The organism is Sphaerotilus sulfidivorans, assembly GCF_013426975.1.
Classification (GTDB): domain Bacteria; phylum Pseudomonadota; class Gammaproteobacteria; order Burkholderiales; family Burkholderiaceae_C; genus Sphaerotilus; species Sphaerotilus sulfidivorans.
Genome location: NZ_JACCPY010000005.1, coordinates 213,801 through 235,398 on the forward strand (window position 1 = coordinate 213,801; position 21,598 = coordinate 235,398).

A 21,598-nucleotide genomic window follows, 5' to 3' on the forward strand; every position below is an offset into this window, starting at 1 on the left:
AATCTCGGAAGTTTCAGGGTGGTTTCAGGGGTGTTCGACCCATCGGGTGCCCGGCCAGCCGCCCGCGCCGGTTTCCAGTCACTTCTGAGGTTCTTCCCATGCCCCTCGTTTCCATGCGCCAGCTGCTGGACCATGCCGCCGAAAACGGCTATGGCATTCCGGCGTTCAACGTCAACAACCTCGAGCAGGTCCAGGCGGTGATGGCCGCCGCCGACGAGGTCGGCGCCCCGGTGATCCTGCAGGCCTCGGCGGGTGCGCGCAAGTACGCCGGCGAAGCCTTCATCAAGCACCTGATCCTGGCCGCGTCCGAAGCCTATCCGCACATCCCGATGGTGATGCACCAGGACCACGGCACCAGCCCGAAGGTCTGCGCCGGCGCGCTGGAGCTGGGCTTCGGCTCGGTGATGATGGATGGCTCGCTGCGCGAGGACGGCAAGACCCCGGCCGACTTCGGCTACAACGTCGACGTGACCCGCCAGGTCGTAGCGATGGCGCACCGGATCGGCGCCACCGTCGAGGGCGAGCTGGGCTGCCTGGGCAACCTCGAGACCGGTGACGCCGGCGAGGAAGACGGCATCGGCGCCGAAGGCAAGCTGGACCACAGCCAGATGCTGACCGACCCGGAAGAGGCCGCCCGCTTCGTGCAGGAAACCCAGCTCGACGCGCTGGCCATCGCCATCGGCACCAGCCACGGCGCCTACAAGTTCAGCCGCCCGCCCACCGGCGACATCCTGGCGATCTCCCGCGTCAAGGAGATCAACGCCCGCATTCCGAACACCCACCTGGTGATGCACGGCTCCTCGTCGGTGCCGCAGGACCTGCGCGCGATCATCAACCAGTACGGCGGCGCGATGAAGGAGACCTACGGCGTGCCGGTCTCCGAGATCCAGGAAGCCATCAAGTACGGCGTGCGCAAGATCAACATCGACACCGACATCCGCATGGCGATGACCGGCGCGGTGCGCAAGTTCCTGACCGAGAACCCGGAGAAGTTCGACGCGCGCGAATGGCTCAAGCCCGCCCGCGAGGCGGCCAAGGCGATCTGCAAGCAGCGCTACATGGAGTTCGGCTGCGAAGGCCAGGGCTCGCGCATCCAGGGCGTCTCGCTGGCCGTGATGGCCCAGAAGTACGCTGCCGGCGAGCTGGCGCAGAAGGTGCTCTGATCCCCGGAATCCGCGCGGCCCGCTGCCGGGCGCCTGCGCGTTTTTCCTGATCCGACGGCCCGCCCCTGGCGGGCCGTTCTTCTTGGTACCCGGGGTTGCGCCCCTACAATCGGCCGGTTCCAAGACAGCCTCAGCCGAGTCCACGCCGTGACCACCGCCCTGCACAACTCCAGCCTCCACTCCCTGCCGCTGCTCGCGCGCGGCAAGGTGCGCGACAACTACGCCGTCGGCGAGGACCGCATCCTGATGGTCGCCACCGACCGGCTGTCGGCCTTCGACGTCATCATGGAAGAGCCGATTCCCGGCAAGGGCGCGCTGCTGACCCAGGTCGCGCTGTTCTGGTTCGATCGACTCGGCCACATCGTGCCGAACCACCTGACCGGCGAGGATCCGCTGTCGGTCGTGGCCGACGACGAGCGTGACCAGGTCCGCGACCGCTCGATGCTGGTCAAGCGCCTGAAGCCGCTGCCGGTCGAGGCGGTGGTGCGCGGCTACCTGGCCGGCTCGGGCTGGAAGGAATACCAGGACAGCCGCTCGGTCTGCGGCGTGGCGCTGCCCGAGGGCCTGACCAACGCGGCCAAGCTGCCCGCGCCGATCTTCACGCCGGCCACCAAGGCCGACGTCGGCGACCATGACGAGAACATCAGCTTCGACCGCATGGTCGAGATCATCGGCCGCGAGCTGGCCGAGCAGGTGCGCGACATCTCGATCCGCCTGTACACCACCGCCGCCGAGCATGCGCTGACCCGCGGCATCATCATCGCCGACACCAAGTTCGAGTTCGGCCTCGACGAGAACGGCGCGCTGGTGCTGATGGACGAGGTGCTGACGCCCGACTCCTCGCGCTACTGGCCGGTCGAGAGCTATGCCGCGGCGCTGGCCGCCGGCGAGAACCCGCCGAGCTTCGACAAGCAGTACCTGCGCGACTGGCTCGAGGCGGTGCGCATCGACGGCCGGCCGTGGGGCAAGGTCAAGCCGGCGCCGGCGCTGCCCGCCGAGGTGATCGAGCACACCGCGGCCAAGTACCGCGAGGCCCTCGAGCGCCTGATGGGCTGAGCCGGCACACCGGACGGATCCCGATCGCCCGCCGGCAGGTGAAGCGATGATGAACCGGCTGCTGTCCCGGCTCGATGATGCGATCGCCGCCTCGCGCCTGCCGCGCGAGGTGCCTCTGCTGCGCGCCGAGCGTGCGGTGGTGCTGGCGCGGCTCGGCGAGCTGGACCGCATGCGCCAGGAGGTGGCCACGCTCAGGGCCTCGCCCGAGATGCTGACGATGCCGGTGCTCAACGCCTGGCTGCTGCTGGCCGAGGGGCTGGGCGACTTCTACGCCGACCTGTCGCTGCGTTCGCACGAGCGGGTGCGCCGCTCGCTGGCGCTGGGCAAGGCCGCGCGCAATGCGCGGGTGCAGTCGCTGGCGGCGGCCTGGCTGGCGCATCTGGACTTCTATGTGCGCGACGATGCGTCCGCGCTCGAGCATGTCGCGCTGGCGCTCAAGCTGGCACGGCCCGATCACCACGGCGCACGCTCGCGCGCCAGCCTGGTGGTGGCGGGCATGCTGCACTACGCGCGCCGGGACGAGGAATCCCAGGCCTGGTACGCCCTGGCGCGTCGCCACGCCACCACCGAGGGTGACGGCGCCGCGCTCAGCTCCATCATGTACAACATGGCCTTCCTGCGGGTGCTCGACGCCCGGGTGGCCGATCTGCGCGATCCCGGCGGCTGCCCGGAGGGCGTGCTGCGCCGCGCGGTGCTGGGCACCGAGTCCTCGGTGCATCTGGACCGCAGCGTGCAGACCCGCGCGCTCAGCAACCATCCGCCGATGCGCCGGGCGCAGATCCTGCTGCTGACCGGCGAGATCGAGGCCGCGCTGGCGCTCTACGAGGAGCACACCCGCAAGGCGATCGAGGAGGGGCTCGGCGTCTCGGAAAGCGTGTTCCGTGCCGACCAGGCCTGGTGCCTGGCGATGCTCGGCCGCAGCGATGCGGCGCTGCGCACCGCCCGCGATGCCGAGGCCGCGCTCCATGGTGCGGTCGAGCCCGAGGATCTGGTCATCGCCCACGGCATGCTCGAGCGGGTCTTCCGCCGGCTCGGTCTCGACGAGGTGGCCGCGATCCATGAGGACCGCGGCGCGGCGCACTACCGCGTCTACAGCGACCGCATTGCGGCGCTGCTGGCCGGGCTGGACCGGCTGGGGCTCAGAACAGCGCCATGCTGAGCTTGCGGCGGTAGCTGTCGATCACCGGGTCGCCCGGCACGACCACCGCCTTGCCGGCGATCTCGACGGCGCCCTTCTTGGCTTCCGGCGTCGCGGCCTTCGGGGCCGGCTTGCTCATCAGCTCCAGGATGGCGACATAGGTCTTGCGCGCCAGGCCGTCGCTCCAGCCCTTGTCGCGCATCAGGATCTCGAGCAGCTCGTCCATCGCCTCGGTCATCGCGCCGGCGGCGAACAGGTGGCGTGCCAGCTCCAGCCGGGCAGCGAAGTCGCGCGGCGCGGCGGCGATGGCCGCGCGCAGCGCCTCGGGCGTGCGGCCGGCGGCGCGGGCGTCGCGCACCGCCTCGGCCGCCAGCAGCCCGTGCTCGAGCGCGGCGAAGCGCGCATCGGCCAGCGCGCGCGGCGCGACCTGCGCGTAGGCCTGGCGGGCCTCGGCCAGCGCCGCGTCGTCATGGCGCGCCACGCCCAGCAGCACCTTCAGGTAGTCGATCCAGGCGACGTCGCTGGCCGGATCGGTCTCGACCGCGGCGCGCAGCCGCTCCAGCACCGCCTGGATGTCCGGCTTGTCGCTGGCGAGCATCTGCTCGGCCTCCTCGACGTCCTCCTCGGCCTCGACCTGCTCGGGCGTGGCCACATGCTTGGCGAGGAACTCGCGGATCTGCGCCTCGGGGATGGCGCCGACGAAGCCGTCGACCGGCTGGCCCTGCGCGAACATCACGCAGAAGGGAATCGAGCGCACGCCGAACATCTGGCTGAGCTGGCCGGCGATCTCCGGCACCTCGTCGGCGTTGAGCTTGGCCAGCACGAAGCCGCCGGCGTATTCGGTCTCGAGCTTCTCGAGCACCGGGCCGAGCTGCTTGCACGGGCCGCACCACGGCGCCCAGATGTCGAGCAGCACCGGCTGCTGCATCGAGGCCTGGATCAGTTCGGATTCGAAGTTCTGGAGGGTGATGTCGATCATCGCGGCACCTGGTGGGCGGCATGCGCGCGGCGCATGCGCAGGGGTCTGGTCGGACGGGTCTGGCCGGTTCATCTGAGGGCGGCGCGGGGGAAAAGCAAGTCCGGTGCGGCCGGCGCGCCTAAAATCCCTCCTTTGCCCAAGCCCGGAGCCCCGCCTTGAACAGCGCCTCGCCCGTGGTCGGCATCGTCATGGGGTCCAACAGCGACTGGGACACCATGAAGAACGCCGCCCAGATTCTCGCCGACTTCGGCGTGCCCTTCGAAGCCCAGGTCGTCTCGGCGCACCGCATGCCCGACGACATGTTCCGCTACGCCGAGCGCGCGCGCGAGCGCGGCCTGCAGGCGATCATCGCCGGTGCCGGCGGCGCGGCCCACCTGCCGGGCATGCTCGCGGCCAAGACGCCGGTGCCGGTGCTCGGCGTGCCGGTGGCCAGCCGCCATCTGCAGGGCGTGGACTCGCTGCATTCGATCGTGCAGATGCCCAAGGGCGTGCCGGTGGCGACCTTCGCGATCGGCGTGGCTGGCGCGGCCAACGCGGCGCTGTTCGCGGTCGCGCTGCTGGCCAACCACGACGAGCGGCTGCGCGCCGAACTCGATGCCTTCCGCGCCCGCCAGACCGAGGCGGCCCGCGCGATGGAGCTGACGCCGCTGGAGGGCCAGGGCTGATGACGATCCGACTGCTGCCCGGCGACCGCGCCGCGGCCGATCCCGAGCGCGCACTGACGCTGGGCGTCATGGGCGGCGGCCAGCTCGGCCGCATGTTCGTCCACGCCGCGCAGCAGCTCGGCTTCCGCACCGCGGTGCTCGATCCGGACGCGACCAGCCCGGCCGGGCTGGTGGCGCACGCGCATGTGCAGGCCGAGTACCTCGACGAGGCCGGCCTGCAGGCGCTGGCCGACACCGCCGACGCGATCACCACCGAGTTCGAGAACGTGCCGGCCGAGGCGCTGCGCCGGCTGGCCGAGCGCCGCCCGGTCGCGCCCTCGGGCGATGCGGTGGCGGTCTGCCAGGACCGCGCCGCCGAGAAGGCCCATTTCGTCGGCTGCGGCGTGCCGGTGGCGCCGCATGCGGTGATCGCCGACGAGGCCGCGCTGGCCGCGGTCTCCGACGATCTGCTGCCCGGCATCCTGAAGACCGCGCGGCTCGGCTACGACGGCAAGGGCCAGATCCGGGTGGCCGACCGCGCCGCGCTGGAGGCCGGCTGGGCGGAGCTGGGGCGGGTGACCTGCGTGCTGGAGAAGCGCCTGCCGCTGGCCTTCGAGGTCAGCGTGATCGTGGCACGCGGGCGCGACGGCCGCGTCGTCGCCTTCCCGCTGCAGCAGAACCTGCACCGCGACGGCATCCTGGCGGTCACCACGGTGCCGGCGCCGGCCGGCACGCCCGCGCTGGAGGCCGAGGCCATCGGCTGCGCCGCGCGCATCGCCGCCGACCTGGGCTATGTCGGCGTGCTGTGCATCGAGTTCTTCCTCCTGGAGGACGGCTCGCTGGTCGCCAACGAGATGGCGCCGCGCCCGCACAACTCCGGCCACCACACGATCGATTCCTGCGACCTGTCGCAGTTCGACCTGCAGGTGCGCGCGATGGCCGGCCTGCCGCTGGCCAAGCCGCGGCTGCATTCGCCCACCGTGATGCTGAACCTCCTGGGCGACCTGTGGTTCGACGCGGCCGGTCAGGAGCGCACGCCCGACTGGGCCGCGGTGCTGGCGCTGCCCGGGGCGAACCTGCACCTGTACGGCAAGGAGTCCGCGCGGCGTGGCCGCAAGATGGGCCACCTGACGATCACCGGTGCGACGCCGGCGGCCGCGCGCGAGACCGCGCTGCAGGCCGCGGCGCTGCTGGGCATCGAGCCGTTCTGAGCCGCGCCATGCCGCGCCTGCTCGATGCCACGACGCCCGCAGCGCTGACCGCCGCGGTGACCGAAGCCGCCGCGCGCCTGGCCGCCGGCGAGCTGGTCGCATTGCCGACCGAGACGGTCTACGGCCTGGGCGCGCGTGCCGACCGGGCCGAGGCGGTCGCGAAGATCTTCGCCGCCAAGGGCCGGCCGAGCGATCACCCGCTGATCGTGCATGTCGCCGACGCGGCCGGCGCCGAGGTGTTCGCGGAGGGCGGCGCGCTGCCCGAGGTGGCGCGGCGGCTGGTCGCGGCCTTCTGGCCGGGGCCGCTGACGGTCATCGTGCCGCGCCGCGAGGGGCTGGCCGCCGAGGCCGCCGGCGGCCAGGACACCGTCGGTCTGCGCTGCCCCGATCATCCGGTCGCGCTGGCGCTGCTGCGCGAGGCGGCCCGCCTGGGCGTGCCCGGCGTGGCCGCGCCGAGCGCCAACCGCTTCGGCCGCGTCAGCCCGACGCAGGCCGCGCATGTGGTGTCGGAGTTCGAAGGCATCGCCGGCCAGGAAGACCTGCGGGTGCTCGACGGCGGCGACTGCGAGGTCGGCATCGAGTCGACCATCATCGACTGCAGCCGCGAGCATGGCCGGCCGGTGCTGCTGCGCCCCGGGCGGCTGACGGTGGCCGAGATCGAGGCCGCCGCCGGCCAGGCGCTGGTGGCCCGGGACGGCTCGGCGCCGCGCGCCTCGGGCACGCTGGAGGCGCACTACGCGCCGACCGCCAAGGTGCGGCTGATGACGGCCGCGCAGATCGACGCGGCGCTGACGGTCTGGGGCGCGAGCACGCCGGCGCAGGCAAAGGGCGCGACATCTTCCGCACCGGCGCTGGCGGTATATTCCCGCAGCGCCCGCGCCGCGGTCGCCGGCACGGTGCTGTGCCGGATGCCGGCGGATGCGGCCGCGGCCGCGCACGCGCTGTTCGCCGACCTGCGCGCGCTCGATGCCAGCGGCGTGCCGCTGATCTGGGTCGAGATGCCGCCGGACGATGCCGCCTGGGATGGCGTGCGCGACCGGCTGCAGCGCGCCGCCGCGGCCTGAGCGCTGAGAACCCCTCGCTGGAGATTGCATGAGAGTCCTGAAGTCCATCCTCGTCCCGGCGGCCCTGGCCGCGCTGCTGGCCGCCTGCGGCGGCTCCGAGCGGGTCGAGGACTATGTGCCGACGAAGCTGGTCGCCTTTGGCGACGAGCTCAGCGTCATCAACAGCGACGGCAGCAAGTACGGCGTCAACGCGCTGAAGACCAATTCGACCGAACTGGACTGCGCGACCTACCCGGTCTGGCCGCAGGCGGTGGCCTCGGGCTATGGCCTGGTCTTCCCGCAGTGCAACAGCTCCGGCGTGCTGACCACCTCGGCCGAGATGAAGGCGGTGGCGGGCGCCAAGGTCGCCGATGTGGTCGCTGCGGTGCAGGCCTATCAGGGCACGACCGGCTTCACCCGCTCCACGCTGGTCACGCTGATGGCCGGCCAGAACGACATCCTGGCGGCCTATGCCGACTGGAAGTCCGGTGCGCTGACCTCCGCCCAGGCCACGGCGCAGGTCGCGGCCGCCGGCAAGACGCTGGGCACGCTGGTCAACACCATCACCGCCTCGGGCAACGGGGGCCGGGTGCTCTACGCCACGCCGCCCGACATCGGCTACTCGCCGTTCGCTGCGTCCGAGGTGGCCAGCGCCGGCTCGGAGGACCGCCGCACGATGCTGCGCGATCTGACGGCCGCCTTCGTCGAGGCGATGCGCCTGGCGGTCACCAATGACGGCGCCTACGCCGCGCTGGTCACCGCCGACCAGCTCACCGTCAGCATGGCCACGAACACCAACCTTTCCGCCTACTCGCTGACCAACAACACCGAGGCGGCCTGCACCGTCACGCCGCTGACCTCGTGCACCGTGGCGACGCTGGTGTCGGGTGCCGCGTCCAGCGGCACCACCTACCTGTGGGCCGACGCCAAGGTGCCGGGCCCGAACTGGCAGGCCCGTGTCGGCAGCGCCGCGCTGAGCCGCGCCCGCAACAACCCGTTCTGAGCGTTCCCGCCCGGTCTCAGGCCGGGCGGCGACCGAACCAGAGCTTCATGCCGAGGATCGAGGTCGCCAGCGCCAGCGTCAGCGCGTTGGCGATGATGACCGGCCAGGCCCCGAGCATCACCCCGTAGACCAGCCACAGCCCGACGCCGAGCGTGAAGGCGCTGTACATCGACAGCGAGATGCCGCTGACATCGCGGGTGCGCAGCGTCAGCAGCGCCTGCGGCAGGAAGGACAGCGTCGTCAGCAGCGCGGCGACGAGGCCGATCAGCTCGTTCAAGGGCAGGGCGGTCGGATCGAGACTCACTGGGAATCCTTCAGGGCAGAGAAAGCGGCCGGGCCGGGGCGGGCGAGATCGTCGGCAGCCCAGCGCACGACCTCGTCGAGCACGGCGCGCGCCTGGGCGCTGCCGGCTTTCGGATGATTCAGGATGGCGACCAGCGCATGGCGGCGGCCGTCGTCGCCGTGCACATAGCCGGCGAGTGCGGCCACGCCGTCGAGCGAGCCGGTCTTCAGATGCGCGCGGCCGCTGGCGCCGACCAGCCGGCGCGCGGTGGTCTCGATGCCGGCCACCGGCAGCGAGGCCAGCAGCTCCGGCATCCACGGCTGGCGCCAGGCCCACTGCAGCAGCCGGCCCAGGCAGCGCGGCGTCAGGCGCTCCTGGCGCGACAGGCCCGAGCCGTTGTCGATCACCAGCTCGCCCTCGCGGCAGCCGCGCGCCAGCGCCAGCGCCTGCACCTCGGCCCGGGCCGCCTCGAAGGTGGCGGGCTGCGCCGGCTGACCCGGTGCCAGCGCCAGCAGCACCTGCTGCGCGATCATGTTGTTGCTGTGCTTGTTCATGTCGCGCAGCACCTCGGGCAGGGCTGGCGAGCTCCATTCGGTCAGTACGCTCGCGCCGGCCGGCGTGAGGCCTTCGCGCACCCGGCCCTGGATGCGTCCACCCAGCGCCAGCCATTGCGCCTCGATCGCCCGGGCGGCAAAGCCGGCGGGCGCCGGCTCCGGGAAGGCGATCGGCCAGCTGCGCTCGCCGCAGGCGGCGGCCAGGCGCCCGGTCAGCCGGGGGCGCGACAGATCGGTGAAGTCCGGCGCCAGCTGGGTGCGCCAGTCCTGGCACTCGCCGCCGGTCAGCGGCACGGTCTCGGGCCACTGCACGCCGGCCAGCGGCAGATCGACCGCGATGCGCGCCACGCCGCGCGCCGGATCGGGCCGCAGCGTCAGCACCACGCTGCGGTGTGCCACCATCAGCGCGTCCGGGCCGACGTTGTAGGGCCGCAGCGGCTGGCCGTCGAAGGCGGCCGGATCATGGGCGGGCAGGGCGTAGGCGCTGCGATCCAGGATCAGGTCGCCGTCGATCGTGGCGCCGCCGGCATCCATCGCCTGGCGCAGCAGCAGCGCCAGGCGCTCTGCGGTCAGGCGCGGGTCGCCGCTGCCGCGCAGGATGCGGTCCGGCCCGGCGGCCAGCACCGGGGTGCGCCAGGCGTGCACCGGCCCGAGCCGCTCCAGCGCCGCGATCGCGGTCACCAGCTTCATCACCGAGGCCGGGGCGACCGCCTCGGCCGGGCGCAGCGCCAGCCGCACCTCGCCGCCCTCGGCCGGCGCGACCCAGGCCGACAGTGCGCCCGGCTCGATGCGCGCACGCTCGAGCGCGACCCGCACGCTTGTGGGCACGGTCTCGGCGCTCGGTCCGGCGGGCGGCTCGGCCTGCGCGCTGCAGGCCGTGGCGACCAGCAGCAGCGGCAGCACGGTCAGCAGCGGATGCAGTCCGGCGTGATGCCGGTTCGAAGGCAGGGCGGGCATGGAAGTCATCAGGGAAAGCCCTGATGATACGGATCAAGGCTCGCTCCGGTTGACGCACAGGTCTTCCTTCGACCGTGCTTTTTCAGGCTCCGGCCCGGATCCGGCCCGGATCCGGCTCGGATCTGGCGTGAATGGCTCGCGCCGGGAGGCGGCCGCTACACTGGCGGACCGCCGTCGCTCGCTCCGCCCTCATGTCCTCGCCCCGTCTTCTTGCGGTCGATACCGCCACCGACACCGTCCACCTCGTGCTGGTCGATGGCCCGGACCGGCTTGTCCGGGCGCTGCCTGGCGGTGCCCAGGCCTCGGCGACGCTGCTGCCGCAGGTTGCCGCGCTGCTGGCCGAGGGCGGGCTGGCGCTGCGCGATCTCGACGCGATCGGCTATGGCCGGGGGCCCGGCGCCTTCACCGGTCTGCGCACCGCCTGCGCGATCGCGCAGGGCCTGGCGGTCGGCGCCGGCCGGCCGATGCTGGCGCTCGACACGCTGGCGGCGCTGGCGGCATGTGCGCGGCGCCGGCTGGGTGCCGAAGCCACCCCAGCGGTCTGGAGCGCGCTCGACGCGCGCATGGGCGAGATCTACGCCGCCCGCTGGACCGCGGTGCCCGGCGGCGGCTGGCAGGCCGACGGTGCGGTCGCGCTGTGGTCGCCAGCGGCGCTGGCCGAGGCGATCGCCGCGCGACCGGCTCCGATCGTCGGCAACGCGCTGCTGGCGCAGGCCGAGGTGCTGCAGCCGCTGGCCGCCGCGCTCGGCCTGGCGACCGATGCGCAGGCGGTGCCCGACGGCCTGGCGCTGGCCGAGCTGGCGCGAGCGGCCTGGGCGGCCGGCGCGATGCTCGATCCGGCGGTCGCGCTGCCGCTCTATGTGCGCGACAAGGTCGCGCAGACCACCGCCGAGCGCGAGGCCGCGGCCCGCGCCGCCCGAGGGGAGGCCGCATGAGCGCCGCTGCCGGTGGGGCCGAGCCGGTGCTGCTGCCGATGGGCGTGCAGCTGCTCGACGCGGTGATGGCGATCGAGGTGCGCGCCTATCCCTTTCCGTGGAGCCGCGGCAACTTCGTCGACTCGATCGCGGCCGGCTACCTGACGCGCTGCCTGGTCTCGCCCGAGGGCGAGCTGCTGGGCTATCTGGTGGCGATGGCGGGCTTTCGCGAGTGGCATCTGCTGAACGTGACGGTCGCGCCCGAGCACCAGGGCCGCGGACTGGCACGCCAGCTGATGCAGGCGCTGCGCGAGCATGCCGAGACCGAGGGCGCCGACTGCCTGTGGCTGGAGGTCCGCCCCAGCAATCACCGCGCCCGGGCGCTCTATGCGCGGCTGGGCTATGCGCAGGTCGGCGTGCGGCGCGACTACTACCCGGATGCGGGCGGCCGGCGCGAGGACGCGCTGGTGCTGTGCCTCGAACTGCAGCCCGGAGCGGCCGGATGAGCGCACGCTGGAGCGACCGGCAGCAGGCGATGCTGCGCGAGATGGGCGTGACGCTGTGGCTGCCGCCGCAGACGGACGCGATGCCCTTGCCTGAGGCGGCGATGTCCGAGCCGGTGCCCTCGGAGGTGACGGTGCCCGTGCCGGCCCAGGCGCCGGTGGCATCTCCTGCGCCCGCGCCGGTCCGGATGTCCCGGCCGGTGGCCGCACCGGCCGAGGCGAATTCGCCGTCTGCGCCACGGCCGCTGGCCGCGCGCCCGTCCGGCGTGGCGGCCATGGACTGGCCGGCGCTGCGCGAGGCGGTCGCCGGCTGCGAGGCCTGCGGCCTGTGCCGCAGCCGCCGCAACACCGTCTTCGGCGTCGGCCATGCGCAGGCGCAGTGGATGATCATCGGCGAGGCTCCCGGCGAGCAGGAAGACCGGCAGGGCGAGCCCTTCGTCGGCAAGGCCGGCCAGCTGCTCGACAACATGCTGCGCGCGGTCGGCCTGACCCGCGCCGAGGCCGGACCGGAGCAGCAGGTCTACATCGCCAACGTGCTGAAGTGCCGCCCGCCGATGAACCGCAATCCCGAGCCGCAGGAGGTCGCGCAGTGCGAGCCCTTCCTGAAGCGCCAGGTCGAGCTGGTGGCGCCGAAGCTGATCCTGGCCATGGGGCGCTTCGCGGTGCAGTCGATCCTGCAGACCGGCGAGCCGATCGGGCGGCTGCGCGGGCGGGTGCATGCCTACCACGGCGTGCCGGTGGTGGTCACCTACCACCCGGCCTATCTGCTGCGCAACCCGGCCGACAAGGCGCGCTCCTGGGACGATCTCTGCCTGGCCCGCGCGGTGCTGCGCGGCGGTGGCCCGGTCCCGGCCTGAGCGCTTCGCGCTGGTTCCGTGGCCCGGCCGTCCGGCTGGACGGCCGTTCAGTGGCGGGTGCCCAGATAGCGCTTGCGCCAGAACAGCGCGCCCAGCCCGCCGCCGATGCCCGCCATCAGCAGCAGCGCGATCCAGAAGCCGGTCGCGTCGTGGATCAGCGGCAGCGCGTCGAAGTTCATGCCGAAGATGCCGGTGATCAGGTTCAGCGGCAGGAAGATCGCGGTCAGCACGGTGAGGGTGCGCATGATGTCGTTGGTGCGCTGGCCGACCGCCGAGAAATGCATCTGCACCGCGCTCTCGATCGAGGATTCCAGCCGGCGCACATGGCCGAGCACCCGTTCGATGTGCTCGAGCACATCGCGCGAGCGCACCCGCAGCAGCTCGCGCTCGCGCCGTGCCTGGTTGTCGGTTTCGACCGGCCACTCGTCGAGCGCGTCGATCCATTCCTGCACCGCGCTGCGCTGGTCCTCGCAGATGTCCTCGAGCATGTGCAGCGTGTTGCGCGACTCCAGCAGCATCTGCCAGTCGACGCTGCGGCTGCGCGGTCCGAACAGCTCCTGCTGCAGCGTCGCGAGCTGGCGGGTCAGCAGCCGGCGCAGCTCGAGGTAGCTGTCGACCATGTGGTTGACGATGCGCAGCATCAGGTCGGCCGGACTGGGCGGGATGCGGCTGCTGCCGTTGCCGCCCGCCGGCATCTGCAGCAGCCGCTGCGCGAAGTGGTCGCGCACCTGGCAGTCGGCCGGATGCACCGTCAGCAGCAGCCGGTCATAGACCGCGAAGCCGACCGGGCTGGTGTCGATCGCCTGCAGCGCCCGCCGCGCCGAGGCCAGCGTGCCGTGCTCCTCGTCGAGGAACAGGCCGCTGCTGCCGGGTGCGGCCGCCAGCCGGCGAAAGACCATCAGGTCGTACCAGGAGGTGTAGTCGAACTGCGAGGGCAGCTGGTTGCTGAGCAGGTCGGACACATGCAGATCGACCAGCGGCCCGCAGCCCCACTGGTGCAGCCGCGACTGCAGCACCGGGGAGCCGACCTCGAACTCGCGCCGCGCGCTGGCGATCCAGACGAAGCCGCGTGCCGGCAGCGCGTCGGGCAGGGCCTCGAGCTCGGTGCAGGTCTCGGCGATCAGGAAGATCCGCATCCCGGGCCTGCTCAGCCCTGCTGGCGCATCCGCCGCGCCGCCTCGATCGCGAAGTAGGTCAGGATGCCGTCGGCGCCGGCGCGCTTGAAGGCCAGCAGCGACTCCATCATCACCGCGTCGTGGTCGAGCCAGCCGTTGAGCGCGGCGGCCTTGAGCATCGCGTACTCGCCGCTGACCTGATAGGCGAAGGTCGGCACGCGGAACTCGTCCTTCACCCGGCGCACGATGTCCAGATACGGCATGCCGGGCTTGACCATCACCATGTCGGCGCCCTCGGCGATGTCCAGCGCGACCTCGCGCAGCGCCTCGTCGCTGTTGCCCGGGTCCATCTGGTAGACCTTCTTGTTGCTCTTGCCGAGGTTGCCGGCCGAGCCGACCGCGTCGCGGAAGGGGCCGTAGAAGCTGCTGGCGTACTTGGCGCTGTAGGCCATGATGCGGGTGTGGATCAGGCGCTTCGCCTCCAGCGCCTCGCGGATCGCGCCGATGCGGCCGTCCATCATGTCGCTGGGCGCGACGATGTCGACGCCGGCCTCGGCCTGGGTCAGCGCCTGCTGCACCAGCACCTCGACGGTCTCGTCGTTGAGCACATAGCCGGTGTCGTCGATCAGGCCGTCCTGGCCGTGGCTGGTGTAGGGGTCGAGCGCGACATCGGTCATCACGCCCAGCTCGGGGAAGCGGCGCTTGAGCTCGCGCACCACCGTCGGCACCAGGCCTTCCGGGTTGCAGGCCTCGCGGCCGTCGGGTGTCTTGCCCTCGGGGCCGAGCACCGGGAACAGCGCCATCACCGGAATGCCCAGCTCGACGCACTGCTCGGCCACCGGCAGCAGCTGGTCGAGGCTGCGGCGCTGCACGCCCGGCATCGAGCCGACCTCCTGCACCTGGCCCTGACCCTCCAGCACGAAGACCGGATAGATCAGGTCGCTTGCATGCAGTCGGTGTTCGCGCACCAGATCGCGGGTGAAGGCGTCGCGGCGCAGGCGACGGGGGCGGTGCAGCGGATGGCGAGCGGAGGTCGGCATGGGCAGGATCGATGGAAGCGGAGGATTCGTGAGTTGCGGCACGCGGATCACGCGGCCTGCCAAGGCCTGCCAGTGTCGGCGAAGTCCTGCCGATCGCCTACACCACGCGCACACGCAAAGCCACCGGGAGACTCCGGGCATTGTCAAAACCGGGGGCGGTGTTCAGATTCACCCTGAATGACACGCCGCTCGGCGTTCATTCCCTGCTTTTCCTCCCTGAGCAGGTGCCTTACCGTGTTGACAGCGCTAAGGCTTCGAAGCCCCGGCACATGCCGGGGCTCTTTTTTTGTCTTCTCGTTTTCAGCGCGACTGCAGGACCGGTGCGGCACGGCCTGGTGTCAGCGCCTGGGGCGGCATCGGCGCATCGATCGACACATCCACGCCTTCGTCAAGCCGGACCGGCTGGGTGGCATGCAGCTCGTCGAACCAGGTGCTGCGCGGCGGATCGAGGTCGCGCGTGCCCGGGCGGCGTGCGCCGGCCTGGCCCAGCGGGTGGGTGTCCGGTCCGGTGTCGACATGACGCTCGGCATCCTGGTCCTCGGGCAGCAGGGCCCGGCGAACCGCCACCGGATCCGGCAGGACCGACTCGTTCCAGACATGCAGCGGAATGCCCGCGGCGCGCAGCACCCGCTCGACGCGCTGGTGGCGCTTGCGGGCCCGCTCGGATTCGGTCCTGTCGGCCTGGCGCACCTCGATGATGGCCACCACGTTCGAGGCGGCGTCGCACACCATCAGGTCGACGCAGACATGACCGACGCGGCGCAGCCATTCGACATACGACAGCCGCGTCGGCACCTTGATGAAGTGCGACAGCGGCACCTGTGCCAGGATCAGATGGCCGGGCATCGCCCGACGCAGCACCTCCATCGCGCGCTGGTGGCGCACCGTCAGCACCCGGGTGGCCTCCGGCGGCCAGCCGATCACCGTGTCGACCGCATCGAGCGTGCGCGGCCGTCCCGGGCGGCTGGCCGGGGTGCCGCGCTGGGCACGGAGCCGCCAGGCCAGCAGGGCGACGAGGATCAGGCCGCCCGCCAGAAGCAGTGCGCCATCGAGTGGGTTGGCAAGTGGAAAATCCATTCCGTCAAGCTATCTTTGCGGATGCTTGACGTCAATCCCGCCAAGGGTGTGATGGATGTAACAGAAGTCGGGGTGGTACCCAGGTCACCGATGCGGCGTTACAACTGTGAGTCTTCGCTTGAAAACACCACCAGGGGTTTCAGTGGCCGGGCCCGGTCCTGTCAGAACCCCATGCCGCCCATGCCCCCCATGCCGCCGCCCATGCCGGGCAGGCCCTTCTTGCCGCCGAAGCGCTTCATCATCTTCATCAGGCCGCCGCCCTTCATCTTCTTCATCATGCCCTGCATCTGCTCGAACTGGTTGAGCAGGCGGTTGACCTCCTGGACCTGAACGCCGGCACCGGCGGCGATGCGGCGCTTGCGGCTGGCCTTGATCAGCTCGGGCTTGCGGCGCTCCAGCGGTGTCATCGAGCGGATGATGCCCTCCATGCGGCGCACATCGCGCTCGGCCTTGTTCATGTCGGCCTGGCCGGCCTTGGCGGCCAGCTCGGTCGGCAGCTTGTCGAGCAGGCCCGACAGCCCGCCCATCTTCTTCATCTGGCTGATCTGGGCCAGGAAGTCGTCGAGGTCGAAGCCGCCGCCGCCCTTGACCTTCTCGGCGAGCTTCTGCGCGGCCTCGATGTCGACGCCCTTCTGGACTTCCTCGACCAGCGCGACGATGTCGCCCATGCCGAGCACGCGCCCGGCGTGGCGCTCGGCGTCGAAGACTTCCAGCCCGTCGATCTTCTCGCTGACGCCGGCGAACTTGATCGGCGCGCCGGTGATCTGGCGCACCGAGAGCGCCGCGCCGCCGCGGCTGTCGCCGTCGAGCTTGGTGAGCACGATGCCGGTCAGCGGCAGCGCCTCCTTGAAGGCGCGCGCGGTGTTGATCGCATCCTGGCCCTGCATCGCGTCGACCACGAACAGCGTCTCGACCGGGTCGAGCGTGGCGTGCAGGTCGCGGATCTCGGCCATCAGCGCCTCGTCGATCGCCAGGCGGCCGGCGGTGTCGACCAGCAGCACGTCGATGAAGTGCTTCTTCGCGTAGTCCAGCGCGGCCAGCGCGATGTCGCGCGGCTTCTGGTCGCCGGAGGAGGGAAACCACTCGCCGCCGGCCTGCTTGGTCACGGTCTTGAGCTGCTCGATCGCGGCCGGGCGGTAGACGTCGGCCGAGACGGTCAGCACCTTCTTCTTGCGGCGCTCGATCAGGTGCCGGGTCAGCTTGGCGGTGGTGGTGGTCTTGCCGGCGCCCTGCAGACCGGCCATCAGGATGATCGCCGGCGGCTGCGTGGCCAGGTTCAGGTCGGCCACGCCCTCGCCCATGGTCGCGGCCAGCTCCTTGTGCACGATGCTCACCAGCACCTGGCCGGGCGTCAGCGAGTTGGCGACCTCGGCGCCGAGCGCGCGCTCCTTGACGCGGGCGATGAAGTCGCGCACCACCGGCAGCGCCACGTCCGCCTCCAGCAGCGCCATGCGCACCTCGCGCAGCATGTCCTGCACGTTCGATTCGGTGATGCGGGCCTGGCCCCGCATCGTCTTGACCATGCGTGACAGGCGTTCAGAAAGAGCGGAGGCCATCGGGTGTCCCGGGTAAGGAGGATAAGTACACTGTGCGGGTGATTCTATCGACCCCCATGTCCCTCGGACTGACCCCGTGGCTGGTGCCGTCGCTGGCGGCGCTGGCGGGCTATCTGCTGGCGATGCGCCCGGGCGAGCGGCCCTGGCGGGTCCGGCTGCTGCCGCTGGCCTGGCTGGCGCATGGTCTGGCCGGCGCGCTGCACCTCTTCGGCATCGGCGAGCCCGGCCAGGGCGTGCGCTTCGGCTTCGCGCCGGCGCTGGCGGCCACCGCCTGGCTGGTGATCGGCCTGCATGCGCTCGAGAGCCGCTTCGTGCCGGTGCCCGGGGTGCGCCGCTGGCTGGCGCTGTCCGGGCTGATGACGCTGGCGCTGGCGATGCTGTTTCCCGGCGAGGGTCTGCGCTCAAGCTCGCCCTGGGCGCCGCTGCACTGGATGATGGGCCTGGCCGCCTACGGTCTGGTGGCGGCCGCGGTGCTGCATGCCGCCTGGCTGGACCGGGCCGAGCGCCAGATGCGCGACCGCTCCCGCGCCCGGCTCGAGGCACCTGCCGGCACCATCGGCCTGCCGCTGCTGACGCTGGAGCGGCTGACCTACCGCTTCGTCGCCGCCGGCTTCGTGATGCTGACGCTGGCGCTGCTGCTGGGCGTGTGGTTCACGCCGGTCTGGCACTGGGACCACAAGACGGTGTTCTCCCTGCTGGGCTGGGTGGTGCTGGCCGGGCTGATGGCCGGGCGGCAGTTCTTCGGCTGGCGCGGCCGGCGCGCGACCCGCTGGCTCTATGCCGGCAGCGTGCTGCTGCTGCTGGCCTATGTGGGCTCGCGCTTCGTGCTGGAGGTGCTGCTGCAGCGCCTGCCCGCCGGTGCCTGATTCGCAACCCGCACTCCCCACGATCTCGACCTCACCATGCTGGGCAAGCTGCTGCTGATCATTCTGGCCATTCTCGGCATCGTGTGGCTGCTGCGCGGTGCACGCCGCACCGGCGGCGATGCCGACCGGACGTCCCGGGCTTCCGGAGCCGCGGACACGCCGCAGGACACCGGCGCGCTGCAGCCGATGGCGCGCTGCGCGCACTGCGGCCTGCATCTGCCCCAGGCCGAGGCGCTGCTCCACGAGGGCCAGGCCTACTGCAGCCGGCTGCACCGCCTGGCCGGTCCGCGTGCGCCCTACGGGCGGCGCTGAGGTGGCGCCGGAGCGGGCATGAAGGGCGGGCAGGAGCGCCGACGCGGCCACCGCAACGGCGGCATCTGGTTCCAGACGATGGTGCTCGGCGCCGAGCGCACCGGCCCCCTCGACGCCGATCTCGACACCGACCTGTCGCCCGACACCCGGCCCGGGCCGAGCACCGCTCCGGCCGCCTCTGCGGCAGACGAGCCGGTGCGGCCCTTCGTGCGGCGTGGCTCGCAGGCGCCGCCGGCCGCCGCCGAGACGCCGCTGCAGGCCGCGCCCGACAGCCCGCCCCGGCCGCGCAGCGAGCCGCCGGCGCCGCTGCTGCGGCTGTTCCGCGCCTTCTCGATCGCCCGGCTGCTGCTGGGCCTGCTGCTGCTGGGCATCCAGGGTCTGGTGGTCTTCTATCTGGGCGGGCGGGCGCAGTGGCCGACGCTGGCGGTGTGCGCGCTGCAGGTGGCCGCCGCGGTGGCGGTGCTGGCCTGGCCGGTGCCGCCGGACGGCTACATGGCGATTTCCGGCCGGCTGCGCGGGCGCTGGGCGCTGGCGACGGTGGCGGTGGACCTGATCGCCTTCACGCTGCTGCTGACGCTGAGCGGGCCGCCGGTCAACGCGGTGGCGCTCTACATGCTGCCGGTGCTGATGGCCGCCACGCTGATGCCGCGCCGCCCGGCGCTGGGCGTGGCCTCGCTGGTGGTGCTGCTGATGCTGGCCGCGGCCTGGTGGGGCACCGACACCCCGGCCGAGCTGGCCGCCGCGATGATGCACGCCGGCATCGCCGGCGGCGGCGTGATGACCGTCGCGGCGCTGGCCGGCGAGCTGGCCGACCGGCTGGCCCGCCAGGAGCTTGCCGCGCGCAACACGCTCGAGCTGGCACGCCAGCAGGCGCGGCTGAACCGGCTGATGATCGAGGAGATCCAGGACGGGGTGATGGTCGCCGATCGCCACGGGCGGGTGCAGGCCGCCAATCCGGCCGCGCTGCAGCTCATCGGGCTGCCGGAAGGCGGGCGCTTCGAGGCCTTCGGACTCGACCGGTCGCCGAGCTGGGAGCCGCTTCAGCAGGCGCTGGCACAGGCCTTCGCCGAGGGCGCCTGGCCCGAGGCGGGCCGCGAGCTGAGCCTGCGCCTGCCCGGCCCGGGCGGCGACGAGCGCCATCCGCAGGAGCGGCCGCTGCGCCTGCGCATGCGCTTCGCCCGGCGCCGCACCCGTCCGGGCGAGGCGCTGTGCGTGCTGTTCCTGGAGGATGTGCGCACGCTGCGGGCCCGCGAGCGCCAGGAGCGGCTGGCGGCAATGGGCCGGGTCTCGGCCGGCATCGCCCATGAGATCCGCAATCCGCTGGCGGCCATCGCCCAGGCCAACGCGCTGCTGGCCGAGGAACTGCTCGACCCGGCGCAGCAGCGCCTGGCGCGCATCGTCGCCGACAACGTGGTGCGGCTGCAGCGCATCGTCGACGATGTGGCCGAGGTCTCGCCGGGCGCGCCGCGCGAGGCGCCGGTGATCGATCTCGGCGCCCAGGTCAGCGCGCTGTGCGCCGACTGGTCGCGCACCGCCGGCATCCGGGCCGACCGCGACGCGGTGCTGTTCGTCGATGCCGGCGACCAGCCGCTGCCGGTGCGCTTCGACATCGAGCATCTGCGCCGGGTGCTGGTCAATCTGCTCGACAACGCGCTGCGCCACGGCAGCGGCCAGCCGCATGCGGTCTGGGTGCGCGCCTGCGCGCGGCCGCAGGGGCTGATCGAGCTGTCGGTGGCCAGCGACGGCGCGGTGATCGCGCCCGATGTCGAGCCGCATCTCTTCGAGCCCTTCTTCTCGACACGCAGCCGTGGCACCGGCCTGGGCCTGTACATCTGCCGCGAGCTGTGCGGGCGCTACCGCGCCGCGATCGAGTTCCGTCCGCGCGGCCCTGGCGCGCGCCACCGCAATGTCTTCGTCGTCACCATGCCGCGGGTCGCGCTGGCCTCGGGCGTGACGGCGCTTCCTGCCGCTGCCTCATGACTCCGCCCCCAGTTGCTGCCGCGCCGCGCCTGCTGGTCGTCGACGACGAGCCCGATCTGCGCACCCTCTACGAGCTGGCGCTGCTGCGCGAGGGCTATGACATCGAGACGGCGGCCTGCGTCGAGGAGGCCTGGGCGCTGCTGCAGGCTGCCCGCTTCGATGCGGTCATCACCGACATGCGGCTGCCCGACGGCAACGGGCTGGAGCTGCTGCGCCGGCTCGAGCAGGCCGGCCGGCCCGAGAAGACGCTGGTCATCACCGCCTACGGCTCGGCCGAGAACGCGGTGCTGGCGCTGAAGGCCGGTGCCTTCGACTATCTGACCAAGCCGGTCGACCTGCGCCAGTTCCGCAGCGTCGTGGCCTCCGCGCTGGGGCGGGTGCCGACGCCGCCGCGTGCCGCCGTGACGGCGGTGGCCGCCGCCGTGCCGGCACCGCCGGTCGCGGCGCTGCAGCGCCTGTCGGGCGGCTCGGCGGTGATGGGCCAGGTGCGCGAGCTGGTGACCAAGGTCGCGCGCGGCATGGCGCCGGTGCTGGTGCATGGCGAGTCCGGCACCGGCAAGGAGCTGGTGGCCCGCGCGGTCCATCAGGTCAGCCACCGTGCCGCCCAGCCCTTCGTCGCGGTCAACTGCGGCGCGATTCCCGAGCCTCTGCTCGAGGCGGAGTTCTTCGGCTACCGCAAGGGCGCCTTCACCGGCGCCAGCGAGGACCGCGAAGGCTTCTTCCAGGCCGCCAGCGGCGGCACGCTCTTTCTCGACGAGATCGGCGAGCTGCCGCTGGCGATGCAGAGCAAGCTGCTGCGCGCGATCCAGGAGCGCGCGGTACGTCCGGTCGGTGCCACCGCCGAGCAGGTGCTCGATGTGCGCATCATCAGCGCGACGCATCGCGATCTCGAGGCCGAGGTGCGTGCCGGGCGCTTTCGCCAGGATCTGTACTACCGGCTCAATGTCATTCAGGTGCGGGTGCCGCCGCTGCGCGAGCGGCTCGACGATCTGCCGCTGCTGTGCGAGACGGTGCTGGCGCGCATCGCCGCCGAGTCCGGCCTGGCGGCCGTGCCCCGGCTGACGCCGGCGGCCCTGGCCCGGCTGGCCCGGCACGACTTTCCCGGCAATGTGCGCGAGCTCGAGAACCTGCTGCACCGGGTGGTGGCGCTGTCGGGCGGCGGCCGGGTCGATGTCGACGATCTGGGGCTGCCGGGCGGGGGCGTGCCGGCGCCGCCGGCCGTGCCGCCGCCGACCTCGGCCGCGTTCTCCTCGCGCAGGATGCGCAGCGTGTCCTCGGCGGCGCTGCGGGTGTGGATCACCAGCGGGCGACCCAGCTCGCGTGCGGCGCGCACATGGGTGCGCAGGC

21 protein-coding genes are annotated in these 21,598 nt (G+C 72.3%); 14 read left to right on the forward strand and 7 right to left on the reverse strand.

What is annotated here, in order from left to right:
• Positions 1 to 98: 98 nt before the first annotated feature.
• The 3 genes from fba to HZU84_RS05375 all read left to right on the forward strand — a co-directional run bounded on the left by fba (position 99) and on the right by HZU84_RS05375 (position 3,378).
• Complete coding sequence (gene fba, locus HZU84_RS05365; protein ID WP_149504873.1) at positions 99 to 1,163, forward strand: class II fructose-bisphosphate aldolase; 1,065 nt, start codon at positions 99 to 101, stop codon at positions 1,161 to 1,163.
• 147 nt (positions 1,164 to 1,310) lie between these two features.
• Positions 1,311 to 2,219, forward strand: a complete 909-nt coding sequence (locus HZU84_RS05370) for a phosphoribosylaminoimidazolesuccinocarboxamide synthase (protein WP_149504872.1) — start codon at positions 1,311 to 1,313, stop codon at positions 2,217 to 2,219.
• Positions 2,220 to 2,268: 49 nt separating this feature from the next.
• Positions 2,269 to 3,378 (forward strand): hypothetical protein, encoded by a 1,110-nt coding sequence (locus HZU84_RS05375; RefSeq protein ID WP_149504871.1) that lies wholly within the window; start codon positions 2,269 to 2,271, stop codon positions 3,376 to 3,378.
• On the opposite strand, the gene HZU84_RS05380 is transcribed toward HZU84_RS05375, so the two are convergent.
• Entirely contained in the window at positions 3,359 to 4,336 is a 978-nt protein-coding gene (locus HZU84_RS05380; protein WP_149504870.1) for a tetratricopeptide repeat protein, read from the reverse strand. The two genes, HZU84_RS05375 and HZU84_RS05380, sit on opposite strands and share 20 nt — an antisense overlap.
• 188 nt (positions 4,337 to 4,524) lie before the next feature.
• On the opposite strand from HZU84_RS05380, the gene purE reads away from it, so the two are divergent.
• From purE to HZU84_RS05400, 4 genes are read left to right on the forward strand one after another with little or no spacing between them, the layout of a single operon-like run.
• Positions 4,525 to 5,001 (forward strand): 5-(carboxyamino)imidazole ribonucleotide mutase, encoded by a 477-nt coding sequence (gene purE / locus HZU84_RS05385; RefSeq protein WP_149505397.1) that lies wholly within the window; start codon positions 4,525 to 4,527, stop codon positions 4,999 to 5,001.
• Positions 5,001 to 6,191 carry a 5-(carboxyamino)imidazole ribonucleotide synthase gene (locus tag HZU84_RS05390; RefSeq protein WP_149504869.1) on the forward strand — a complete coding sequence of 397 codons (1,191 nt, stop codon included), beginning with the start codon at positions 5,001 to 5,003 and terminating at the stop codon, positions 6,189 to 6,191. Before purE ends, HZU84_RS05390 begins: the two co-directional genes overlap by 1 nt.
• An 8-nt stretch (positions 6,192 to 6,199) precedes the next feature.
• Positions 6,200 to 7,255, forward strand: coding sequence for an L-threonylcarbamoyladenylate synthase (locus HZU84_RS05395; protein ID WP_149504868.1), 1,056 nt, complete (start codon positions 6,200 to 6,202; stop codon positions 7,253 to 7,255).
• 28 nt (positions 7,256 to 7,283) lie between these two features.
• Entirely contained in the window at positions 7,284 to 8,237 is a 954-nt protein-coding gene (locus HZU84_RS05400) for an SGNH/GDSL hydrolase family protein (protein ID WP_149504867.1), read from the forward strand.
• Positions 8,238 to 8,253: 16 nt separating this feature from the next.
• On the opposite strand, the gene HZU84_RS05405 is transcribed toward HZU84_RS05400, so the two are convergent.
• A complete protein-coding gene (locus tag HZU84_RS05405) occupies positions 8,254 to 8,520 on the reverse strand; it encodes a SemiSWEET transporter (RefSeq protein ID WP_149505396.1) in 267 nt (88 codons plus the stop codon).
• A 17-nt stretch (positions 8,521 to 8,537) separates the two neighbouring features.
• Positions 8,538 to 10,031, reverse strand: coding sequence for a D-alanyl-D-alanine carboxypeptidase/D-alanyl-D-alanine endopeptidase (gene dacB, locus HZU84_RS05410; RefSeq protein ID WP_149504866.1), 1,494 nt, complete (start codon positions 10,029 to 10,031; stop codon positions 8,538 to 8,540).
• A gap of 191 nt (positions 10,032 to 10,222) precedes the next feature.
• Between dacB and tsaB the strand changes: the two genes are divergently transcribed.
• Genes tsaB through HZU84_RS05425 form a run of 3 tightly spaced genes read left to right on the forward strand, consistent with a single transcriptional unit; the run spans position 10,223 to position 12,305 of the window.
• On the forward strand, positions 10,223 to 10,966 hold the full coding sequence (gene tsaB / locus HZU84_RS05415; RefSeq protein ID WP_149504865.1) for a tRNA (adenosine(37)-N6)-threonylcarbamoyltransferase complex dimerization subunit type 1 TsaB: 744 nt from the start codon (positions 10,223 to 10,225) through the stop codon (positions 10,964 to 10,966).
• Complete coding sequence (gene rimI / locus HZU84_RS05420) at positions 10,963 to 11,451, forward strand: ribosomal protein S18-alanine N-acetyltransferase (RefSeq protein WP_149504864.1); 489 nt, start codon at positions 10,963 to 10,965, stop codon at positions 11,449 to 11,451. The genes tsaB and rimI overlap by 4 nt, the downstream gene beginning before the upstream one ends.
• Positions 11,448 to 12,305: a uracil-DNA glycosylase gene (locus HZU84_RS05425; protein WP_149504863.1), complete on the forward strand. Its 858-nt coding sequence runs from the start codon at positions 11,448 to 11,450 to the stop codon at positions 12,303 to 12,305. Before rimI ends, HZU84_RS05425 begins: the two co-directional genes overlap by 4 nt.
• Before the next feature lie 47 nt (positions 12,306 to 12,352).
• On the opposite strand, the gene HZU84_RS05430 is transcribed toward HZU84_RS05425, so the two are convergent.
• The 4 genes from HZU84_RS05430 to ffh all read right to left on the reverse strand — a co-directional run bounded on the left by HZU84_RS05430 (position 12,353) and on the right by ffh (position 17,093).
• A complete protein-coding gene (locus HZU84_RS05430) occupies positions 12,353 to 13,441 on the reverse strand; it encodes a magnesium transporter CorA family protein (RefSeq protein ID WP_149504862.1) in 1,089 nt (362 codons plus the stop codon).
• Between the two features lie 11 nt (positions 13,442 to 13,452).
• Positions 13,453 to 14,460: a porphobilinogen synthase gene (gene hemB / locus HZU84_RS05435; RefSeq protein WP_149504861.1), complete on the reverse strand. Its 1,008-nt coding sequence runs from the start codon at positions 14,458 to 14,460 to the stop codon at positions 13,453 to 13,455.
• Between the two features lie 300 nt (positions 14,461 to 14,760).
• A complete protein-coding gene (locus HZU84_RS05440) occupies positions 14,761 to 15,537 on the reverse strand; it encodes a DUF2726 domain-containing protein (protein WP_149504860.1) in 777 nt (258 codons plus the stop codon).
• 161 nt (positions 15,538 to 15,698) lie between these two features.
• Positions 15,699 to 17,093: a signal recognition particle protein gene (gene ffh / locus HZU84_RS05445; RefSeq protein ID WP_149504859.1), complete on the reverse strand. Its 1,395-nt coding sequence runs from the start codon at positions 17,091 to 17,093 to the stop codon at positions 15,699 to 15,701.
• Between the two features lie 56 nt (positions 17,094 to 17,149).
• Between ffh and HZU84_RS05450 the strand changes: the two genes are divergently transcribed.
• From HZU84_RS05450 to HZU84_RS05465, 4 genes are all read left to right on the forward strand, one after another.
• A complete protein-coding gene (locus HZU84_RS05450; RefSeq protein WP_149504858.1) occupies positions 17,150 to 17,959 on the forward strand; it encodes a cytochrome C assembly family protein in 810 nt (269 codons plus the stop codon).
• Between the two features lie 36 nt (positions 17,960 to 17,995).
• On the forward strand, positions 17,996 to 18,271 hold the full coding sequence (locus tag HZU84_RS05455; protein WP_149504857.1) for a PP0621 family protein: 276 nt from the start codon (positions 17,996 to 17,998) through the stop codon (positions 18,269 to 18,271).
• Between the two features lie 18 nt (positions 18,272 to 18,289).
• Positions 18,290 to 20,251, forward strand: coding sequence for an ATP-binding protein (locus HZU84_RS05460; RefSeq protein ID WP_149504856.1), 1,962 nt, complete (start codon positions 18,290 to 18,292; stop codon positions 20,249 to 20,251).
• Positions 20,248 to 21,598 (forward strand): sigma-54-dependent transcriptional regulator (locus tag HZU84_RS05465; protein ID WP_180692804.1); only part of this gene is annotated, 1,351 nt, incomplete at its 3' end. The genes HZU84_RS05460 and HZU84_RS05465, both read left to right, overlap by 4 nt.

Bases quoted from the DNA above. Each gene is read 5' to 3' on its own strand.
- HZU84_RS05400 (WP_149504867.1), top strand. From the start codon at position 7,284: ATGAGAGTCCTGAAGTCCATCCTCGTCCCGGCGGCCCTGGCCGCGCTG.
- HZU84_RS05450 (WP_149504858.1), top strand. From the start codon at position 17,150: ATGTCCCTCGGACTGACCCCGTGGCTGGTGCCGTCGCTGGCGGCGCTG.
- rimI (WP_149504864.1), top strand. From the start codon at position 10,963: ATGAGCGCCGCTGCCGGTGGGGCCGAGCCGGTGCTGCTGCCGATGGGC.
- HZU84_RS05395 (WP_149504868.1), top strand. From the start codon at position 6,200: ATGCCGCGCCTGCTCGATGCCACGACGCCCGCAGCGCTGACCGCCGCG.
- HZU84_RS05425 (WP_149504863.1), top strand. From the start codon at position 11,448: ATGAGCGCACGCTGGAGCGACCGGCAGCAGGCGATGCTGCGCGAGATG.
- HZU84_RS05455 (WP_149504857.1), top strand. From the start codon at position 17,996: ATGCTGGGCAAGCTGCTGCTGATCATTCTGGCCATTCTCGGCATCGTG.
- dacB (WP_149504866.1), bottom strand. From the start codon at position 10,031: ATGCCCGCCCTGCCTTCGAACCGGCATCACGCCGGACTGCATCCGCTG.
- purE (WP_149505397.1), top strand. From the start codon at position 4,525: ATGGGGTCCAACAGCGACTGGGACACCATGAAGAACGCCGCCCAGATT.
- tsaB (WP_149504865.1), top strand. From the start codon at position 10,223: ATGTCCTCGCCCCGTCTTCTTGCGGTCGATACCGCCACCGACACCGTC.
- ffh (WP_149504859.1), bottom strand. From the start codon at position 17,093: ATGGCCTCCGCTCTTTCTGAACGCCTGTCACGCATGGTCAAGACGATG.
- HZU84_RS05380 (WP_149504870.1), bottom strand. From the start codon at position 4,336: ATGATCGACATCACCCTCCAGAACTTCGAATCCGAACTGATCCAGGCC.
- HZU84_RS05460 (WP_149504856.1), top strand. From the start codon at position 18,290: ATGAAGGGCGGGCAGGAGCGCCGACGCGGCCACCGCAACGGCGGCATC.
- fba (WP_149504873.1), top strand. From the start codon at position 99: ATGCCCCTCGTTTCCATGCGCCAGCTGCTGGACCATGCCGCCGAAAAC.
- HZU84_RS05375 (WP_149504871.1), top strand. From the start codon at position 2,269: ATGAACCGGCTGCTGTCCCGGCTCGATGATGCGATCGCCGCCTCGCGC.
- HZU84_RS05430 (WP_149504862.1), bottom strand. From the start codon at position 13,441: ATGCGGATCTTCCTGATCGCCGAGACCTGCACCGAGCTCGAGGCCCTG.
- HZU84_RS05440 (WP_149504860.1), bottom strand. From the start codon at position 15,537: ATGGATTTTCCACTTGCCAACCCACTCGATGGCGCACTGCTTCTGGCG.
- HZU84_RS05390 (WP_149504869.1), top strand. From the start codon at position 5,001: ATGACGATCCGACTGCTGCCCGGCGACCGCGCCGCGGCCGATCCCGAG.
- hemB (WP_149504861.1), bottom strand. From the start codon at position 14,460: ATGCCGACCTCCGCTCGCCATCCGCTGCACCGCCCCCGTCGCCTGCGC.